The organism is Pseudomonas sp. FW305-3-2-15-E-TSA4, from assembly GCF_058787295.1.
In genome coordinates this window covers 363,165-379,610 of record NZ_JBYSZP010000003.1, presented here as the reverse complement: position 1 = coordinate 379,610, position 16,446 = coordinate 363,165, and the positions used below count along the sequence as shown (strand labels likewise).

Below are 16,446 nucleotides of genomic sequence, written 5' to 3'. Positions count from 1 at the left end.
TCACTTAAGTTTTTCCGCGTTTGGCGCCGCACTCTGAAAAACTCCAGGCCTTGATTTTCAAGGCCTTTTTTTATGCGTCTATATCCTGGGTATTAGTCCTTAGGCACGGCGCGGCGCCTTATATATAAAGGCGTTAATACCAACTTGAGAATGGTGGAAAAGCACCGCGCGATCGAGATTGGCACCACGGACGAGGCATCACCGGCGACAGATCGGTGAGCCATCGAAAACGACGAATGTTGTTACAGGTGCAAGGAATCTCAATCATGAAAACTCAAGTGTGGTGCAAATCGGCAACAGCTCTGGCATTGATCCTCTCCCTTGGCCTCGCTGGCTGCAGCAGCGGCGGTGGCGGCCATCACAGCAGCTCCGGCAGCTCTTCGCCAGACAGCGCGACGTCGGGCACTGGCGGCACTGGTGGCACAGGCGGTAGTAGTGGCACTGGCGGTACTGGCGGCACCGATACCGCTGGCACAGGTGGTACCGGTGGCACTGGCGGTACCGGCACGACCAATCCGACCAATCCGACGAACCCGACCAATCCTACCAATCCGACAGACCCTACGGATCCAACCAACCCGACCAACCCGACTACCACCCCGCTAGTGACCACCACCCTGGTGCAGGATGTCGGCAACACCGTCGCGGGCGTCGGCAGTGGTGTCGGTCAGGTCGGCGACTCCTTGAGCACCGTTCCAGTAGTGGGCGGCGTGGTGCAAAGCGCAGTAAAAACCACAGGCAATGTGGTCACTACCCTGGGTGATGGCGTGGCCAACGGCATCGGCAAACTGGGCACGGTCGACAATGGCCTGGGCGTCACGGCGTCCTCGGTCGGCGGCGTGGTTTCAGATGTCGGTACCGGCGTCTCGGATCTGAGCAGCAAACTGGCGACCGCCACCGGCAGCGTTCCGGTTGTCGGCGGCGTGGTCACCAAAGTCGCTCCGGTGCTCGACGGCGTCGGTGAAAAAGTCACCATGCTCGGCGACACCCTGAGTCTGGCCACTACCACTGGCCCACTGGGCTCGGTGACTAAAAGTGTCGGCAACGGTCTGGTACCAGTGATTGCCATGGTTGAAAGCACCACCGACAAAGTCGGCGATGCAACCGGCCTCGGCGCTCCGCTCAATGGTGTCCTCGGCCAGGTCGGTGGCGCCGTCAAAGGCGTGGGCGGTCAGGTAACCGGTGCTGGCGGCGGCAACGCGTTGACCAACACCGTCGGCGGCGCCTTGACCAATGTCGGCACTGCCGTCGGCAAAGCCGGCGGGCTGGTGGACAACGGCACCAGCAGCGGTGGCGGATTGGGCGGTGGTCTCGGCGGCGGCCTGGGCGGTACCGGCTTGCTGCAAACGGTTGGCGGCGCCGTGGTCAACGTCGGTGCCGGTCTGAACGCCGGCAGCACCAACGGCGTGGTCAGCGCCGGCGGCGTCACGGCTGGCGGACTGGGCAACACCATCGCTTCGCTCAACACCGTACTCGGCGGCTCGGGCACGCCGATCACCGCCACCACCTCGCCACTGGCCACCGTCGGCGCTACCGTCGGCGCAGGGCTGAACCCAGTCACCAGTGCGGTCACCAGCGTCACTCAACAAGTCGGCGCCGCGACAGGTCTGGGCGCGCCGGTCGCCGGTCTCACCGGCCAGGTTGGCGGCGCCGTCAGCGGCATCGGCAACACCATCGCCGCCACCAACAACCCGGTCACCACCGCCGTGGGTGGTGTGGTCAGCAACGTCGGCGCCACCGTCGGTGCGGTCGGCGGACTGGTCAGCGGCGGCACCGCCACCGGAGGCACCGCAACCGGAGGTCTGGGTGGCGTGCTCGGTGGTCTGACCGGCGCTCTTGGAGGCAACAAACGCTAAATTGCACCTGGCCGATTCGACGGCCTCACCTACAGCGCCTACGCTTGGTTGAGGGCGGAAGATTCCCACGAGTCTTCCGCTTTTTTCTTAGGAAAAATTCAGCCCAGCGCTGTGATCTGACCATGGAGTGTCCTATGCGCGTAATGGCATCCCTGCTGTTCCTCAGTCTCAGTTCCGCCGCCCTCGCCGACACCCTGCCCAGCTTTCTCAACAGCAACGAAACCACCCGCAACCTGCCCGTGCCGAATCTGCCGGCAGATGCCTATCGCCCCGCCGCCACGCCCCTGCAAGTACCCGACCCCGGCGCGGCCACGGCGCAGCCGTTGTTGATGGAGACCAAAGTCAATCTGAAAACCGTGCAGATCGAAGGCGGCACGATCTACCCGCTCAACGAACTGGCCGAAGTCTACAAACCCCTGATCGGCCATCAGACCAGCCTCGCCGACCTGATCGAAGCCACACGCGACATCACCCGGCGCTACCAGAAGGACGGCTATCTGCTGTCCTACGCCTTCCTGCCGCAACAGCGTTTCGACGACGGCGTAGCCCGAGTGGTGCTGGTGGAAGGTTATGTGCGCGATGTGCAGGTGCAGGGCGATGTCGGCCGGGTCAAAGGTCTGCTCGACGAACTGGCAGCCAAAATCCAGGCCGAACGCCCGCTGACCCGCAAGACCTTCGAACGCTACACCACCCTGATGACCCGCATCCCCGGCGTGACCATCCAGGCGCAAGTGCCGCCGCCCGGCACCACCGACGGCGCAACAACACTGGTGGCCCAGGCCAGCCGCAAACCGTTCACCAGCACCATGAGCACCACCGAAGATAACCGCAACGGCACGCAGGCATTGCTGGGGGTCAGCAGTAACTCGCAGACCGCCATGGGCGAGCAATTGACCCTCAGCGGGCTGTTTCCGCCGGGCGACGATCACGAACATTACTACCGCCTGGACTACAACCAGTTCCTCAATAGCGAAGGTACGCAACTGAGCCTGTTTGCCTCGCGCTACCGGGCCGATCCGGGCACCAATGTGCTCACCAGCGATGGCTTCGAACTCAAACCGCACAAGGAAGACAATCGTTACTCCATCGGTGTCAGCCACCCGTTCATTGCCGCCTCCAACGAACTGCTTAACGCGGGAGCGCGGCTCTATGCAGTGGATGACAAAAACCGCTACGACGTGGTCGGCTATCCGCTCAGCATCGAAGAGCGCACCAACGTGCGTGCCCTCGCATTCGAAGGCGACTGGCGCAAGAGCGATGCCCGGCAACTGCGGATTCTCAGTGGTGGCGTGTATCAGGGTCTGGACAGCATGGGCGCGCATTCCAACAACCCGGCGCTGGACCTGAACTTCCTGCGCCTGCGCCTCTCCGGGGTGCAAAGCGACAAGTTCTTCGACAACTGGCAAGGCGTGCTGTCGGCCGCGCTGTACTGGAGTGATGACACCCTGCCTGACAGCGAACGCGCGGTGTTCGGCGGGCAGAATTTCGGCCGTGGCTACCCGGACGATCAGGCATCGGGCGACAAGGGCTGGGGTGCGGCTTACGAGGTCAACTACAGTTTCAATCGCGACGGCAACTGGGTGCGCATCCTGCAGCCGTACGTGGTGCTGGACCGTTCGAAAACCTGGTTCAACAAGCTGGCGGTGCAGAGCAATGACCTGTCATCGGCAGCAGTAGGTCTGCGTTTTGGCGATGCCAAGTACTACAACATTGCGTTGGAGGCCGCCAAGCCGATGTCCGATGAAGCGCTGGATACGTTCAATCGTCGGGCGCGTTACAGCATCAGTTTCAGCTATCAACTGTAGGGTGTCAGATCAATCAACTGAGCAGGCAGACCGCTTGCTCTCACATTGCAGCGCACATCACTGTGGGAGCGGGCTTGCTCGCGAAAGCGGTGGATCAGCCAGCATTTTTGCCGACTGACACTACGCCTTCGCGAGCAGGCTCGCTCCCACAGGTTTTACCCGATGTGGATCAGAACGCGTAACGCACCTTCGCGGTGAAACTGTCGGAGTCGAAACCGCTGGAGGTCAGATAGTTGTAAGAGCCGCCGACGCTCCACGCGCCCATGCGGTAGTTGGCGCCCAGGCCCAGTTCATAGCTGTCACGCACCGGAGTGGTACCGCGGCTGACGGACGACTCGCCCCCCAGCACGAAGGCCGATGTGGTGCTGACCTTGTCACCGATGAAATCATGCCAGGCCATCAGCTTCGCTTCCGGTTCCAGGCTGCCGCTGCCGACATCGAATGCCGCCGCCAGACGTGCACCGACGCCCATCTCACCGACTTCATAACGCTGACTGCCGACATTCAGCGACGCCGAACTGCCCTTCTCGCGATACGCATCCATGCCGACATTGGCATAGCGCGCGCCGACCTGAGGCTCCAGCACCACATCAGGCATCAGCCGCAGGCTGTACCCGGCCAGTGCGCTCACGCCGAATACATCACTGTCGTAATCAGCCTTGGCCTGAGTGCCAGCGATATAGCGTTTGGATTCGTTATCGTTCCAGCCGTACATCAGCGACGAGTCGACGAACCAGTTGTCATGCACCCAGTTGCTGTACAGCGTCAGCGCATGCCCAGTGACCTTGGTCTTGTTGCCGAGGTCGGATTTCACATCGGTATCGAGGTAGCTGTAGGCCAGACCCAATGTGGTATCGGCATTCAACTGACCATCGGCACCGACCGCGATCCCGTGGCTGTCGGCGTCATAACCGGCGACACCGCGACGCTCGTCCTGATTGGCATCGCTGCTCAAGGCTTGCAGCCATACGCCTTTTTCCGGGGCGCCGGTGGCTGAGCGTGCGCGACTGGAGCGATCATTGATCACGCCCGAGACCAGCGTCTGACTGTTGGTCGCCGCGTGCAGTACACCACGGCTGACATCCGGGCTGAGGGTTTCACTCAGGCGCGCCAGTTCGGCATCGGTGCCAGCGTTGGCGAATGCCTGGAACACCGGATCCTGTTCATCGAGGCGTGCCAGCAGTCCTGGCACATGCCCGACCGCCGTCGCCGCGTTATCACTACCGCCGACTGCCAGGGTGTTCTCGGCCAGCACCTCGCTCGACTTGGTCGTCACCACGCTGGTGATGTCGTTACCGACCACACCGAAACTCTTCACATCCAGCAGCGCGGAGGTCGAGGTCACGGTCAGGTTGTTGCCACCGACCAGATTCCCCGAGCTGATCAGGGTGTAACGCGTTCCACCGGGGCTCACGCGAAAATCACTGGAGCGCGCCAGCAGACGCAGTTGCGCGCCCGGAGCGATATCGGTGGTGCCGGTGACTTTCAGCACAGGCAGCGCCGGGTTGGTGTCATTGCCCAGGTACATCTCCAGCACCGAGTTCGACTCTTCCATATCGAAGTCGCCGATGAAGGTGGTGTGCGGCTTCATCAGGGTCAGCGTGCCCTCTTCGATAGTGACGTAGCCGGAGCGGATGGTCGAACCGTCGAAAGTCGCATCACCGTCGACCAGTACTCCAGACAGGCCGAGCAAGTCACCCTTCACCGCGCCGCCATAGAAATAAAAGTAGCTCGTGCCGTCATCGACCTGGATCGCCGCCTTGCCGCCCTCGATCAACCCGTTCATTTGATAGATGCCGAAAGGCAGGGCGCCACTGGCCTGGCCGCTGACATGCACACCGATGTCCTCGCCGGAGATGGTTCCGCCGTTCCACAGCCTGGTGGAGCCGGAACCCGCTGCGCCGCTGAACTTGACGCCCTCGAACACTACCGCCTCGGCATTGGCACCGGTCGCACGGATAGTCCCGGTGTTGTTGACCGACTGGCTCAGCGTCGCGCCATCGAGCAATACGCCCAATGCGTCGGTGCCGCTTGCGGTGATGGTGCCTCGGTTGCTGAGCCCGGTCATGCTGGTATGCACCAGCAGCAGGCCACTGGCGGTCTGGCCGCTGACGTCGATGCTGCCACTGTTGACCAACGAATCGCCCAGCGTGCTGCCGAGATCGGAAATACCGCTGGAGGTGCCAGCGTCGGCCAGACCGTGAACTGAAATAGAGCCTTCGTTGAGCAGCGCGCCGGCGATTTTGGTCGGCACCACTCCAGCGGTCCCCAGACTGATCCCGGTGCCGAACCTGGCGCCGTCAATCCGGATATTGCCGGTGTTGCGCAGTTGATCCGCCGTGACTCCCGAGAGCTGTGCGCCGTAGGTCGTACTCACCTGGGAAACAGGAGCGATATTGCCGTTACCGCTCAGAGTGATCAGCCCCCAGTTCTGCAGGTTACTGGTCAGCGGGCCGCCACTCAGATCGTGGTTCAGGCTCGCGCCGGCGGCGATAGCCATAGAGGTGTGCAAAGCGGCGGCGGAGATGGAGAGCGCCAAGGCAGAGCGGCGCAGGCAAACGATAGTCACGCGAGATTCCCTTCCAAAACATGAGAAACAGTTTCAGCAGGGTTCATTACATGATTCAGGCATCCCTACCGTCCCACCAAGTCGTCCTGGTTCGGGCGCGGGGAATGTACACGAGCCATCATTTTGATACCACACAAAAGTCAAAGTGATGGCGTCAATTTTTCTGTTGATCGCGTCACGATCGAGACTCCGCCGGCCGGAATCGATGCTGCAGATTCCGCGCGGCCGACGATAAACGACGATGCAGGTTGATCTTAAGGCGTTCCCCCCCCCGATCCACTGTCGACCTTGCCGCCCTGGTCCTGGTCGAAAAACACTGGAATATCGTGCTGGTAACTTTTCAACCAGCGTTGCATGGCCAGCTCACGCTCGGCTGGGGTGACGGTTTGCAGTGTCGGCGAGGGCACCTTGTTCCGGGCCTGCAACTGCAACCAGCCTTCGGTTTCCTGTTGCTGGGCCGAGGCCGGCCCCGCGTCGATGGCGTGACTGGCCAGTGGCAAGGCCAACAGGCTGAAGCAGACAATCGCGGCTTTCATCGCAGCTCTCCTTACTTGAGCATTGCCGTGACGGCGGCCGAAGCCGGGGCCTTCGCCGGCACCCTGAGTTTTTCCGCGCGGCTCTGGGCTTCGCTGAATTGCGCAGGACTGAGGCCCAGACGACTGACCAGTTCACCGGCACGGGTCCAGTCATCCTGGTACAGCAACAGCGTCACCAGATTCAGCGCGGCCAGTTGATCGCTTTGCTTGAGTTCCATAGCCGTCAGGAATTCGAAGCGCGCGTCTTCGATACGTAGTTGATTGAGGTAGACCACGCCCAGGTCATTGCGGATTTTTTCGTCGGTTGGCGCCAACCGTGCGGCACGTTGCAGATGAGCCTGGGCCTGGCCGTAATCGGCCTTGGCCGCGGCCAGTTGCCCCAGACCGTGCTCGGCCTCGGCCGCCAGACAGGTGCCGAGCAAACCACGATAAAGCGGCTCGGCCTCGCTGCGCCCAAGCAAACGGTAAACCCGGGCTTTGCGCAAGCGCACATCGGCGAGGTTGTCCGGCAGGCTCTGCAGGTTGGCAAGGCTGGCGTGCAGCTTGCCGTCATTGGCCATGTCGTCGGCGAGGTTCAGGGACAATTGCTGCTCCGAATTCAATTTGCCGCAACTGGCGTTGCTGCTCAGCGCCTCCCAAGGGGTCTGTCCGGTATTGGCACAGCCACCGAGTAACACAAGGCATGCACCTGCAATCATTGCTTTCATCACGATCCCTCTAAGCACCCAAGGCCTTGGCCAGGGCGGTGAAGCCCGGGCCAGCCAGGACAATCAACAACGCCGGGAAGAGAAACAGCATCATCACGACGGACATTTTGGCGGACATTTTCGATATGTATTCCTGCAGCCGGGTGAGGCGCCGGTCGTCAAGCAATTGCTTGAGCGACAGCAACGATTTCATCGCGCCGCCGCCCTGATAGAGCAATTGCTGAAGGATCACGCAAGTGTCGGTGAACTCGTCCACCGCCAGCAGCTGGGTGGCCTTGTTCAGTTCTTCACCCAGTTCGAGACCCGAGTCGACCCGCACCAGGACCAGACGCAGCTCTTGCGTCAGCACGGGCAACAGCGCCTGGGCCTCGTGGCTCAACACCCGTAACGCCTGCTCCACCGCCATGCCCGACTCAAAGAGAATGCGCAGCAGCGGCAGGAACGTGATGATCTCGCTCGCCAGTCGTTTCTGCCGACGTGCCACCGCCATCACCAGCAGGCGTTTGGGCAGCAGGTAGCCGACGCCGAGGGCAAACAATGGCGCAATCCACTGTTTTTCCACGTGGGGGAAGAACACCCCTTGCAGCAACAGCACCAAGGCGAGCATTAACAGCGGAGAGCCGATCTGGCAGGCGGCGAACAGCGAACGTTGCTGCGCACTGCGCCAGCCGAGGCGGTTGAGCAGCGTCTGGGTTTCATTGTCAATCTTTACGCTGTGCTGGCCGACCTTGCTTTCGCCGAGCACTTGCAGGAGGTTGCCAAAACGATTCTCGCGAATCATCTCGCCATCGAGCCGACGACTGATCTGCCGGCTGCGCCGACGCTGCTCCAACAGATTGGCGATCAGCAGCACCGCGGCACCGAGCAAGAATAAAGCGCTGATCATCAGAGGCGTGGTCATAGGCTGCGCAACATCCGCCAAAGCAACAGGCTGCCGAGCACCTGCATGCCGAACGCCGCAGCGAGCATGTGCTGCCCGGACGGGTCGTGCCACATGGCGACCAGATACACTGGATTGGACAGCAGGAAATAACCCGCCATGGTGATCGGCAACAGTCCCAGTACCCACGCGGTTAGCCGGGTTTCGCCGGTCATGGCACGCAACTGGCGTGAGGCCTGGTCACGTTCGCGGATCATCTTGATCAGGTTTTCCAGCAGCTCGCTGGCGTTGCCGCCGTAGCGATGATTAACCTTGAGGCCAAGGGCGAACAGGCGAAACTCGTCCCGCTCGTAAAGCTCGGCCAGATCCGCCACCGCGTCAGGCAAACTGACCCCCAACTGCACGTTGCGCTGCACCCGACCCATGGCGTCTTTCAGAGGCGCTTCACTGGCCTCGATGCCACCGAGTACGGCATCTGCCAGGGTGCGTCCAGACTTGAGGCTGCGCACCGTGTGGTCGAGCAGTTGCGGCAATTGTTCGATCATGCGCCGCAATCGCCGTTGGTAACGCCAACTGACATACAGCCGCATGACTACCGGCGGCAACGCCATCAGTACCAGCAAACCCACCCACCCGGCGACGGCGAAGCCGATCAATGTTGCAAACGCCCACAACAGCAGCCACACGCCGAGTCGATCAGTCGGGCGCCCCAGACCGGCGCGCAAGAACGCACGCTCCAGACCCGCCCAACGCGGTTCTTCGCCTGCCAGTTGCGGCTGCCCCTGACTCAGCCGCTCGAGCACGCGCTCCGAGCCACTCTGCCGCCAGCCGTTGTAAAACAGGCGCAACGACAGGCCGAGCAAAGCCAGGCAAATCACGATCAGCAATAGCGGCTTGAGCATGCCGTGCCCCTCAATGCGGATGCGCCGGGTCGCGGCGCAATTTGTCACCGGCCGGGTTCACCGCTTCACGCAGAAAACCGAATCCGGTGCGACGGTCGAGGCGAAACAGCGTGTTGGTGACATAGACGTCGTCGCGCACACCGACCACTTCCACTACTTCGCTGACGCAGCGGCGGCCGTCGGGCATGCGAGTCAGCTGAATAATCACGTCGAGGGCGGCGCAGATCATCTGGCGCAGGGTACGCTCGGCGATCGTGCGGCCGGTAAGGCCCACCAGTGTCTCCAGGCGCAGCAGCGCATCCTGCGCATTGTTGGCGTGCACGGTGCTCATCGAGCCGTCGTGACCGGTGTTCATCGCGGTCAGCACATCGACCACTTCCACCCCACGAATCTCGCCAAGGATGATCCGGTCGGGACGCATGCGCAGGGCGTTGCGGATCAGGTCGCTGGCCTTGACTTCGCCGTGGCCCTCGGCATTCGGCGGGCGGGTTTCCAGCCGTACGACATGCGGGTGGCCAAGTTGCAACTCAGCGACATCTTCGATGGTCACCAGACGTTCGTGGGGATTGATCAACTGACTGAGAATGTTCAGCAAGGTGGTTTTACCGGTGCCGGTACCGCCGCTGATGAGGATGTTGCAGCGCTTGCCTACCGCCTCTTCGATAAAGTCGAAAATCGCCTGGTCGATGGTTTGCATCGCCATCAGGTCGCTGCTCTTGAGCATGTCCTTGCGAAACTTTCGAATCGACAGGCACGGGCCGTCGAGGGCAATCGGTGGAATGATCGCGTTGACGCGGCTGCCATCGGGCAGCCGCGCATCGACCATCGGCGAGGACTCGTCGAGACGTCGCCCGAGCGGGGCGAGGATGCGTTGCATGACGCGCTCGACGTGATGTGCATCGATAAAACGCAGATCACTCATGTGCAACACACCGTCGCGCTCGATGAACACCCGGTACGGGCCGTTGACCAGAATTTCGGTCACCGCACTGTCGCGCAGCAGTACTTCGAGCGGGCCGAAACCGGTCAGCTCGTCGACGATTTCTTCAGCCAGCCGCTCCATTTCATATCGCGAAATCGCCAGGTGCAGGCGTGCGATATATTCGGCCACCTTGTCGATGACAAACTGCGAAAGCACCTGCCGCGAACCTTCCAGCAGGTTTTTTCCGGACTCCTCGATGGCGTCGATGATGTAGCGGTGCAGCACCAGTTTGAGACCGTCGTGATCGGTATTACCGGTAGAGTGGCGTTGCTGCCCGCCAAACAGTTGCTCCCCGTTCATGAGGTGCCCCGCAGGCGGTTGAACCAGTTGATTTTGGGTTTCGCCAAGCCTTCGGAGCGTTTGGCCAGACGCTCGCCGAGAGTGCGCAGGCTTTGACTGAGGGCTTCGCGCGGGGCGAGTTCAAACAGCGTGACGCCCTGGTTTTTCGCGTTCAGGCGCAGCTCCGGATTACACGCCAGCACGGCGATCACCTCCAGGCCAAACGTCTTGCCGAGCGTGTCGGAGTCTGGCGCGACGTTGCGCAGATAACGGTCGACCAACAAGCGCCCGTGGTCGAGTTTCATGCCTTTTTCCCGCCACAGATTGAGCACCGTAAGGTTGCGCCGGCAATCGAGGACGTTCTGGTCGGTGTACCACAACAGCTTGTCGCAATGGCTGACGAAGGTGCGCAAGGCTTCGCTGTCCGGCTGACCGGTGAGGTTGACCACAATGTGCTGGAAGTGTTGACGCAACGCACTGAGCAGCATGTACAACTCAGCGGCACTGGTGCGCTCGAGCGGCTCGTCGCCACTGGCATACGCCAGAATGCGCAGGCCCGCCTCGGCGCTGGTGAATGCGCTGTCGATCAGGGTCGCGTCAAGGCGCCGCAAGTGACGCAAGGCATCGCCGAAATGGAACGAACTCTCCAGCCCCAGCAACGCCAGACTATCACCGCGCGGCAAGCCAAGATCGAGCAACAGGGTTTGCTGACCGCTCTTCTGCACGACCAGCGCCATGTGGTTGGCGAGCAACGCACCGTCGGCGTTGCTTTGCACGCCGTAAAGCACGGTCAGGCCACCAAGCTGGGCATTCGGCGTCACCGCCGGCAGGCGTTTGCTCAGGCGTCGAACCAGCCCCGCAACCTCGCTGGAACGTGAACCATAGGCAACGAAATCCCGCGCACCGGCGCGCATCGCATTGAGCACCAGTTGATTATCCATGCCATCGCCCAGGGCCACGATGGCGAGCATCGGCTTGGCTTCCAGTACGCCTTCGATCAAGGCACTTTGCGCCACCAGATGATCGCGATCGAGACCGACGAACACCAGGCTGGCGAAGGTCACATCGACCAACGCGAGCAATTCGTCAAGACTGCCGCCGCCGGCGCTGACCACTTGGCCCAGCGGCGCCAGTGCGCCCTGCAACCATTCAAGATCGGTGTCGTTGCGGGTGATGGCCAGGAAGGTCTGGCTGAGGCTCTGACTCATTGCGATAGCCCACTGCGTTTATCGAAGTTGCCATTTTCCAGGAAGTACAGGCGGTACCAGTTCGGGTCGTAATTACGCAGTTTTTCCCCCGGCAGCGACGGCAACGGTGCATTCGCGGCCAGCGGCTGTACCAGGTGCGGGGTGACGATCATCAGCAGCTCGCGCTCCTGGCGGTTGACCGAGGAGTTGCGGAAAAACGCACCGAGCACCGGGATATCGCCCAACCCGGGAAACTTGTTCACTTCGGAGGCGTTGTTGGTGCTGATCAGGCCGCTGATGACAAAACTCTCGCCATCGGCCAGTGAAATGCTGGTATCGGTGCGGCGAATGGTGAACGCCGGCACCCTGGTGCCACCGATGGTAACGCCGTTGTTGTAGTCCAGCTCACTGACCTCCGGTGCGACCTTGAGGGCTATGCGATCGCGGCCAACGACGGTCGGGGTCAGTGTCAGGCGAATGCCGAATTCCTTGTATTCGATGGAATAGCTGTTGCTGTTGGCGCTGGGGACCGGGATCGGGATTTCACCGCCGGCCAGAAAGCTGGCGCTCTGTCCGCTCAGCGCCACCAGGCTCGGGCGGGCCAGAGTGTAGGCAAAACCGCTGCCCTCAAGCGCATTGACGATGCCGAGGAATTTACTGCTGCCGCCGCCCCAGACAATGTTGAACATGTCGTTGGCCAGCGGGATGCTCGGCACCGCGATGCGCGGGTCTAGATTACGCAACGGCACCACGCCTGGCGTGACGCCGGTGTTAGGCACCGTGCCCGGTGCGCCGAACAGGAAATTGTTCGAGCCCTTGCCGAAAATCTGCGTACCAGCCTCTTTCAATTTGGTACGGCTGACCTCGACGAAGCGGATGTCGGTCTGCACTTGTGACGGCAGTGTCGGATCTTCGCTGGCCGGCAATGCCACGGCTGTCATCGCCGCACTGGCCTTGCCCTGGACGAACACCATGCTTTGACGCGGTGCACTGGCGCAGGCACTCCAGATCATCAGGGTGGTTGCGCCGGGAGCGACACCGGTCACCAACACCCCTTGATCGCCGGTCACGCGCACGTCGGCGATTTTCGGGTCGCCCACCGCGACTCGGGTGATCGCCACCGGCGATTGCAGCGCCTGCTGCAAGCCCTCGCCGACTTCCAGCGTGGCCGGCAACTGGCCGAGTGCTGCGCAATTGCCAGTCGCGGCGACGGCACTGCCGCTGGCGGCAATACCCAGCAGCGGGGCCAGAAGCAAGCCGTTGAACAGGGGCGTAAAGCGTCTGCGCATGTAAAGGCGTCCTTGCTCTATTCAGGGAGTGGGTGGGGTGGTTTCGGCGCCGCGGATCACTTCGACGGTCGCTTTGCGCGGGGCCGGTGCACCGGCTACGGCCATGGGTCTGGGTGGCGTCGCCAGTGACAGCTGACTGAACTCCAGGAGTTCGCGACGCGGTGTATCAAGGCGCGTCGCAACATCGTTTTGGCCTGCCCAATACTTCGCCAATTGCTGCTCATCGGCACTGCGCACGGCCAGGCGCAACACACCAGCACCGGACGCCAGCATCAAGCGGCTGAGCATTGGCTCCGGCACCGCCAGCACCACACTGCGTGCGGCCATGCGTTGCTGTTCCTGCTTGAGGCGTTCGTCGTCGCTGCGGGCCGCGCCAGTTGGCTGGCCGTCGTTGGTCAGTCCTGTCTGGCTGCCGACCACCAGCACCCGGACCGCCGGGATTACCAGTTGCGCAGAAGGTTGTGGATTCACTTCGTCCTTGCGCAGAAACAGCAGCACGTCGACGTAATCGCCCGGCGCCAGTTGCCCGCCGACATTGATCACTTCATCAACGGCCACAGCCAGTGCACGCTCGCCGGGACGAATCATCCTCGACAGTTGACTGCCAGGTTCGAAGCTCTCGTCACTGAGCCAGGTGCCGGCACTCAACGGCCGCCACGGCGTGCGTCCGATGACCTGATCGACATTGCCGAGGCTACCGGCCGGTGCTGTTCGTACTTTCTCCACGGCGACATCGGCGGCGGTGATTTTCACGAAAGGGGCGATATCGCGTAGCAGCACGACGACTGGCTGGCGGCTCGGATCCTCCACCGCGGCGGGAGCGGCTGGCGCTGGTTCCACAGGAACGGCTACGGGGGTCGCGACCGGTTCAGCGGCGACAGGTTGCCGACCCAAAGTGAGTCCCCAATACCCGGCGATGATGGCCCCCACCAGAAACAATCCGGCCAGGCCCAAAGTGACGCGACTGTTCATGACGGCTCTCCCTTTCCCGCTGCGTGCTCTTCTTATGCAATGACCCGTACTTCCAACGAGATAACTTCGCAATCAGGCAGCTATGAACAAGTAACTATTTCGCTATTTGACGGTAGCGCAGGAAGAACAAAACGCCATTACGAATGGTTGAAATATCCAGCGAAAGTAGAAGGCTGATGCGCCAAAAGCGGTTTTGAATCGCGAAACAGTGCCTCACTACTTTGGTATTAATTCGTTCTTACAGTTGTTGGTCCTGAAAATGCCGACAATGCTGATGCTGGCACAGGGAAATCATGTTGCGAACGCGCAACACCTGGTGTGCTCAAGGAGAACTCTCATGTCGTATTCCCGGGTAGCCCGCAAAATCAAAGCTCAAGTTGCGTTCGTCAAAGGCCTGGCCAAAGACACCGAAGGAGCATCAGCCATCGAATACGCGCTGGTCGTGGGTCTGGTGGCGCTGGTGATAGCCGCCTTCGGTAACGGCATTGGTACCCGGGTTACCGCAATCCTGACGTCGATCCAGACTGCGTTGGGCGGATAACTTGTCAATGTGCCCATTGGGTTCTACCGTCAGAACTCAGTCCATTGCAGGTGTTGCCCATGAACTCTTCCGTACCTCCTCGCCAGCAGTTGCTTCTCGTCGACGATGAAGAGGATGCACTGCTGGAGTTGGCGGAGTTGCTGGAAGGCGAGGGCTTCACTTGCCACACCGCGACATCGGTAAAGCTTGCGCTGCACCATCTGACCCGCCATCCCGATATCGCCCTGGTGATCACCGATCTGCGCATGCCGGAAGAAAGCGGCATGTCGCTGATCAAGCGCCTGCGTGAACACACTTCGCGCCAGCACCTGCCGGTGATCGTCACCTCCGGGCATGCGGACATGGAGGACGTCAGCGATATGCTGCGCCTGCAGGTTCTCGATCTGTTTCGCAAGCCGATCTATCACGTGCGCCTGCTGGAAACCCTGGACAACCTGTTTCCCAAGGCCAAGACCAATATTGGTTGAAATCGAAAGGTTTGACCCGGGCGGATGTCCGGGACAAACAGAGGTCAGTGCGCGGTCACTCGCTGGCGTAATCCTGAAGTGCCTGGTGACAATGCGAGGGCCAACTGAGTGCGGTTATGCATGTGTGTCAAACGCAACACCTGCGAGACATACAGCTTGACCGTGTTCTCGGTGATTCCCAGTTCACAGGCGATCTGGTAGTTGGTCTGGCCTTTGCCGACCAGCCGCGCGACATCGAGCTGACGCGGTGACAGCTGATTGAAGATCGCCGGGATTTCCAGCCCGTCGCCTTCAGCCGATAGCTCATCGCTTCTCGGTGCCGGCGCGCGCCGCACCTTGTCGAGATCTTGGTACAGGTCGTCGATCGACTCGGAGAGATACTGGAGCTTCTCGTTCAAGTGTCCCAGTTGCAGGGTTTTCTGCCGTTCTTGCAAGGCAGCTTCCTGACGTTGCAAACCCTCCAGCAGCTCGTCCATGTTGATCGGCTTCTGGTAGTAATCGGCGATTCCGGCACGCAATGCCTTGATCACATCCTGCTTGTCGGCGCGACCGGTGAGCATGATGGCCTCGAACACCCGGTGCTTGCCCGAAAGACGCTGCAGTTCCTGTACCAACTGGATACCGTCCATGTCCGGCATGTGCAGATCGCACAGCACCAGGCCGATGGCGGGGTTTTCGACAAATTGCTCGATGGCCTGCTTGCTGGATTCGCAAGGCACGCAACGGTAGCCGCTGCTTTCGAGAAATTCGCACAGTTCCTCGACAATCAGTGGCTGATCGTCGACCACGAGAACCTTCATAACGGACGTAAGCTTGTTCACTTGCAACTCCATGCTCAGGCCAAAAGGCTGACCGTTCCTGTACTCAGCGCAGGTGGCTGTATAACCGCTGATTTGAAAGTAGACCCACTTTCCTACTATGTACATAGCAGTAGTGGCAGCTGGCGACTAATGGATCCAAAGCAAAGCCAGCAGCGTTCCACTCAACACGAACGGTGCAAATGGCAGCTTTTTTGACTTTGATGGCTCCAGATATCGTAGACGTTGCCTAACCCCTTGACTCATATGCAGCCAGAGTTTTGGCGCAAGCAATAACCACATCAAACTGGCGAGTGCGGCGCCGATAAACGTGTAAAGCAACAGCTGACCGTCCGTCGCAAGACCAAAGGCTGTCATTAGTTTCACATCGCCGGCGCCCAATCGGCGCCATCGATAACCGGGCAATGTCAGCACCAGAGCGAGTAATGCGGCCCAACCGCCCTGAACCGCTTCAGCTCCAAGCCAGGTGTTGCCGGTGCCCAACAGATAGACCATTGCCAAGGCGCCGCCCCCCAGCGTGAGCACATTGGAGATATGCCGCTGTCGGGCATCCTGCGCCGCGCAAAGCGTCAGCCAGATCAGTAGGACAATGCTGTGCATGCGCTAAAAAACGTCCGTTTTGGCCGATTGATTCTATGCTGACATTACGTAGTGAT

The 16,446-nt window shown here is 61.0% G+C and carries 15 protein-coding genes; 4 read left to right on the top strand and 11 right to left on the bottom strand.

All coding sequences use genetic code 11. The features are described 5' to 3' along the window. The first annotated feature begins 266 nt into the window (after positions 1-266). Positions 267-1,856, top strand: a complete 1,590-nt coding sequence (locus tag AC3WMV_RS06040; RefSeq protein ID WP_097089931.1) for a collagen-like triple helix repeat-containing protein — start codon at positions 267-269, stop codon at positions 1,854-1,856. A gap of 134 nt (positions 1,857-1,990) precedes the next feature. Beyond that, positions 1,991-3,661: a ShlB/FhaC/HecB family hemolysin secretion/activation protein gene (locus AC3WMV_RS06035; RefSeq protein WP_103368082.1), complete on the top strand. Its 1,671-nt coding sequence runs from the start codon at positions 1,991-1,993 to the stop codon at positions 3,659-3,661. A gap of 169 nt (positions 3,662-3,830) precedes the next feature. Here AC3WMV_RS06035 and AC3WMV_RS06030 read toward each other — a convergent pair whose 3' ends face one another. From AC3WMV_RS06030 to cpaB, 9 genes are all read right to left on the bottom strand, one after another. After that, the gene (locus tag AC3WMV_RS06030; RefSeq protein WP_103368081.1) at positions 3,831-6,230 is read right to left on the bottom strand and encodes an autotransporter family protein; all 2,400 of its coding nucleotides are present in this window, start codon (positions 6,228-6,230) and stop codon (positions 3,831-3,833) included. Between the two features lie 254 nt (positions 6,231-6,484). Next, on the bottom strand, positions 6,485-6,766 hold the full coding sequence (locus AC3WMV_RS06025; RefSeq protein ID WP_103368080.1) for a DUF3613 domain-containing protein: 282 nt from the start codon (positions 6,764-6,766) through the stop codon (positions 6,485-6,487). Positions 6,767-6,777: 11 nt separating this feature from the next. After that, positions 6,778-7,473: a tetratricopeptide repeat protein gene (locus AC3WMV_RS06020; protein ID WP_103368079.1), complete on the bottom strand. Its 696-nt coding sequence runs from the start codon at positions 7,471-7,473 to the stop codon at positions 6,778-6,780. A 10-nt stretch (positions 7,474-7,483) separates the two neighbouring features. Next, entirely contained in the window at positions 7,484-8,374 is an 891-nt protein-coding gene (locus AC3WMV_RS06015) for a type II secretion system F family protein (RefSeq protein ID WP_103368078.1), read from the bottom strand. Beyond that, positions 8,371-9,255: a type II secretion system F family protein gene (locus tag AC3WMV_RS06010; RefSeq protein WP_027613616.1), complete on the bottom strand. Its 885-nt coding sequence runs from the start codon at positions 9,253-9,255 to the stop codon at positions 8,371-8,373. Before AC3WMV_RS06010 ends, AC3WMV_RS06015 begins: the two co-directional genes overlap by 4 nt. 10 nt (positions 9,256-9,265) lie before the next feature. Next, the gene (locus tag AC3WMV_RS06005; protein WP_027613615.1) at positions 9,266-10,537 is read right to left on the bottom strand and encodes a TadA family conjugal transfer-associated ATPase; all 1,272 of its coding nucleotides are present in this window, start codon (positions 10,535-10,537) and stop codon (positions 9,266-9,268) included. Beyond that, the gene (locus tag AC3WMV_RS06000) at positions 10,534-11,724 is read right to left on the bottom strand and encodes a CpaE/TadZ family protein (RefSeq protein ID WP_027613614.1); all 1,191 of its coding nucleotides are present in this window, start codon (positions 11,722-11,724) and stop codon (positions 10,534-10,536) included. The genes AC3WMV_RS06005 and AC3WMV_RS06000 overlap by 4 nt, the downstream gene beginning before the upstream one ends. Beyond that, a complete protein-coding gene (locus AC3WMV_RS05995; RefSeq protein ID WP_027613613.1) occupies positions 11,721-12,992 on the bottom strand; it encodes a type II and III secretion system protein family protein in 1,272 nt (423 codons plus the stop codon). The genes AC3WMV_RS06000 and AC3WMV_RS05995 overlap by 4 nt, the downstream gene beginning before the upstream one ends. A 21-nt stretch (positions 12,993-13,013) precedes the next feature. Beyond that, complete coding sequence (gene cpaB / locus AC3WMV_RS05990; protein ID WP_027613612.1) at positions 13,014-13,964, bottom strand: Flp pilus assembly protein CpaB; 951 nt, start codon at positions 13,962-13,964, stop codon at positions 13,014-13,016. Positions 13,965-14,301: 337 nt separating this feature from the next. Here cpaB and AC3WMV_RS05985 point away from each other — a divergent pair, with 337 nt between their 5' ends. Together AC3WMV_RS05985 and AC3WMV_RS05980 are read left to right on the top strand one after the other, a co-directional pair. Beyond that, positions 14,302-14,505 carry a Flp family type IVb pilin gene (locus AC3WMV_RS05985; protein ID WP_027613611.1) on the top strand — a complete coding sequence of 68 codons (204 nt, stop codon included), beginning with the start codon at positions 14,302-14,304 and terminating at the stop codon, positions 14,503-14,505. A 59-nt stretch (positions 14,506-14,564) separates the two neighbouring features. Further along, positions 14,565-14,972, top strand: a complete 408-nt coding sequence (locus tag AC3WMV_RS05980; RefSeq protein ID WP_027613610.1) for a response regulator — start codon at positions 14,565-14,567, stop codon at positions 14,970-14,972. Between the two features lie 44 nt (positions 14,973-15,016). Here AC3WMV_RS05980 and AC3WMV_RS05975 read toward each other — a convergent pair whose 3' ends face one another. Further along, entirely contained in the window at positions 15,017-15,793 is a 777-nt protein-coding gene (locus tag AC3WMV_RS05975) for a response regulator transcription factor (protein WP_027613609.1), read from the bottom strand. Positions 15,794-15,919: 126 nt separating this feature from the next. Further along, entirely contained in the window at positions 15,920-16,390 is a 471-nt protein-coding gene (locus AC3WMV_RS05970; protein WP_027613608.1) for a prepilin peptidase, read from the bottom strand. Positions 16,391-16,446: the final 56 nt, after the last annotated feature.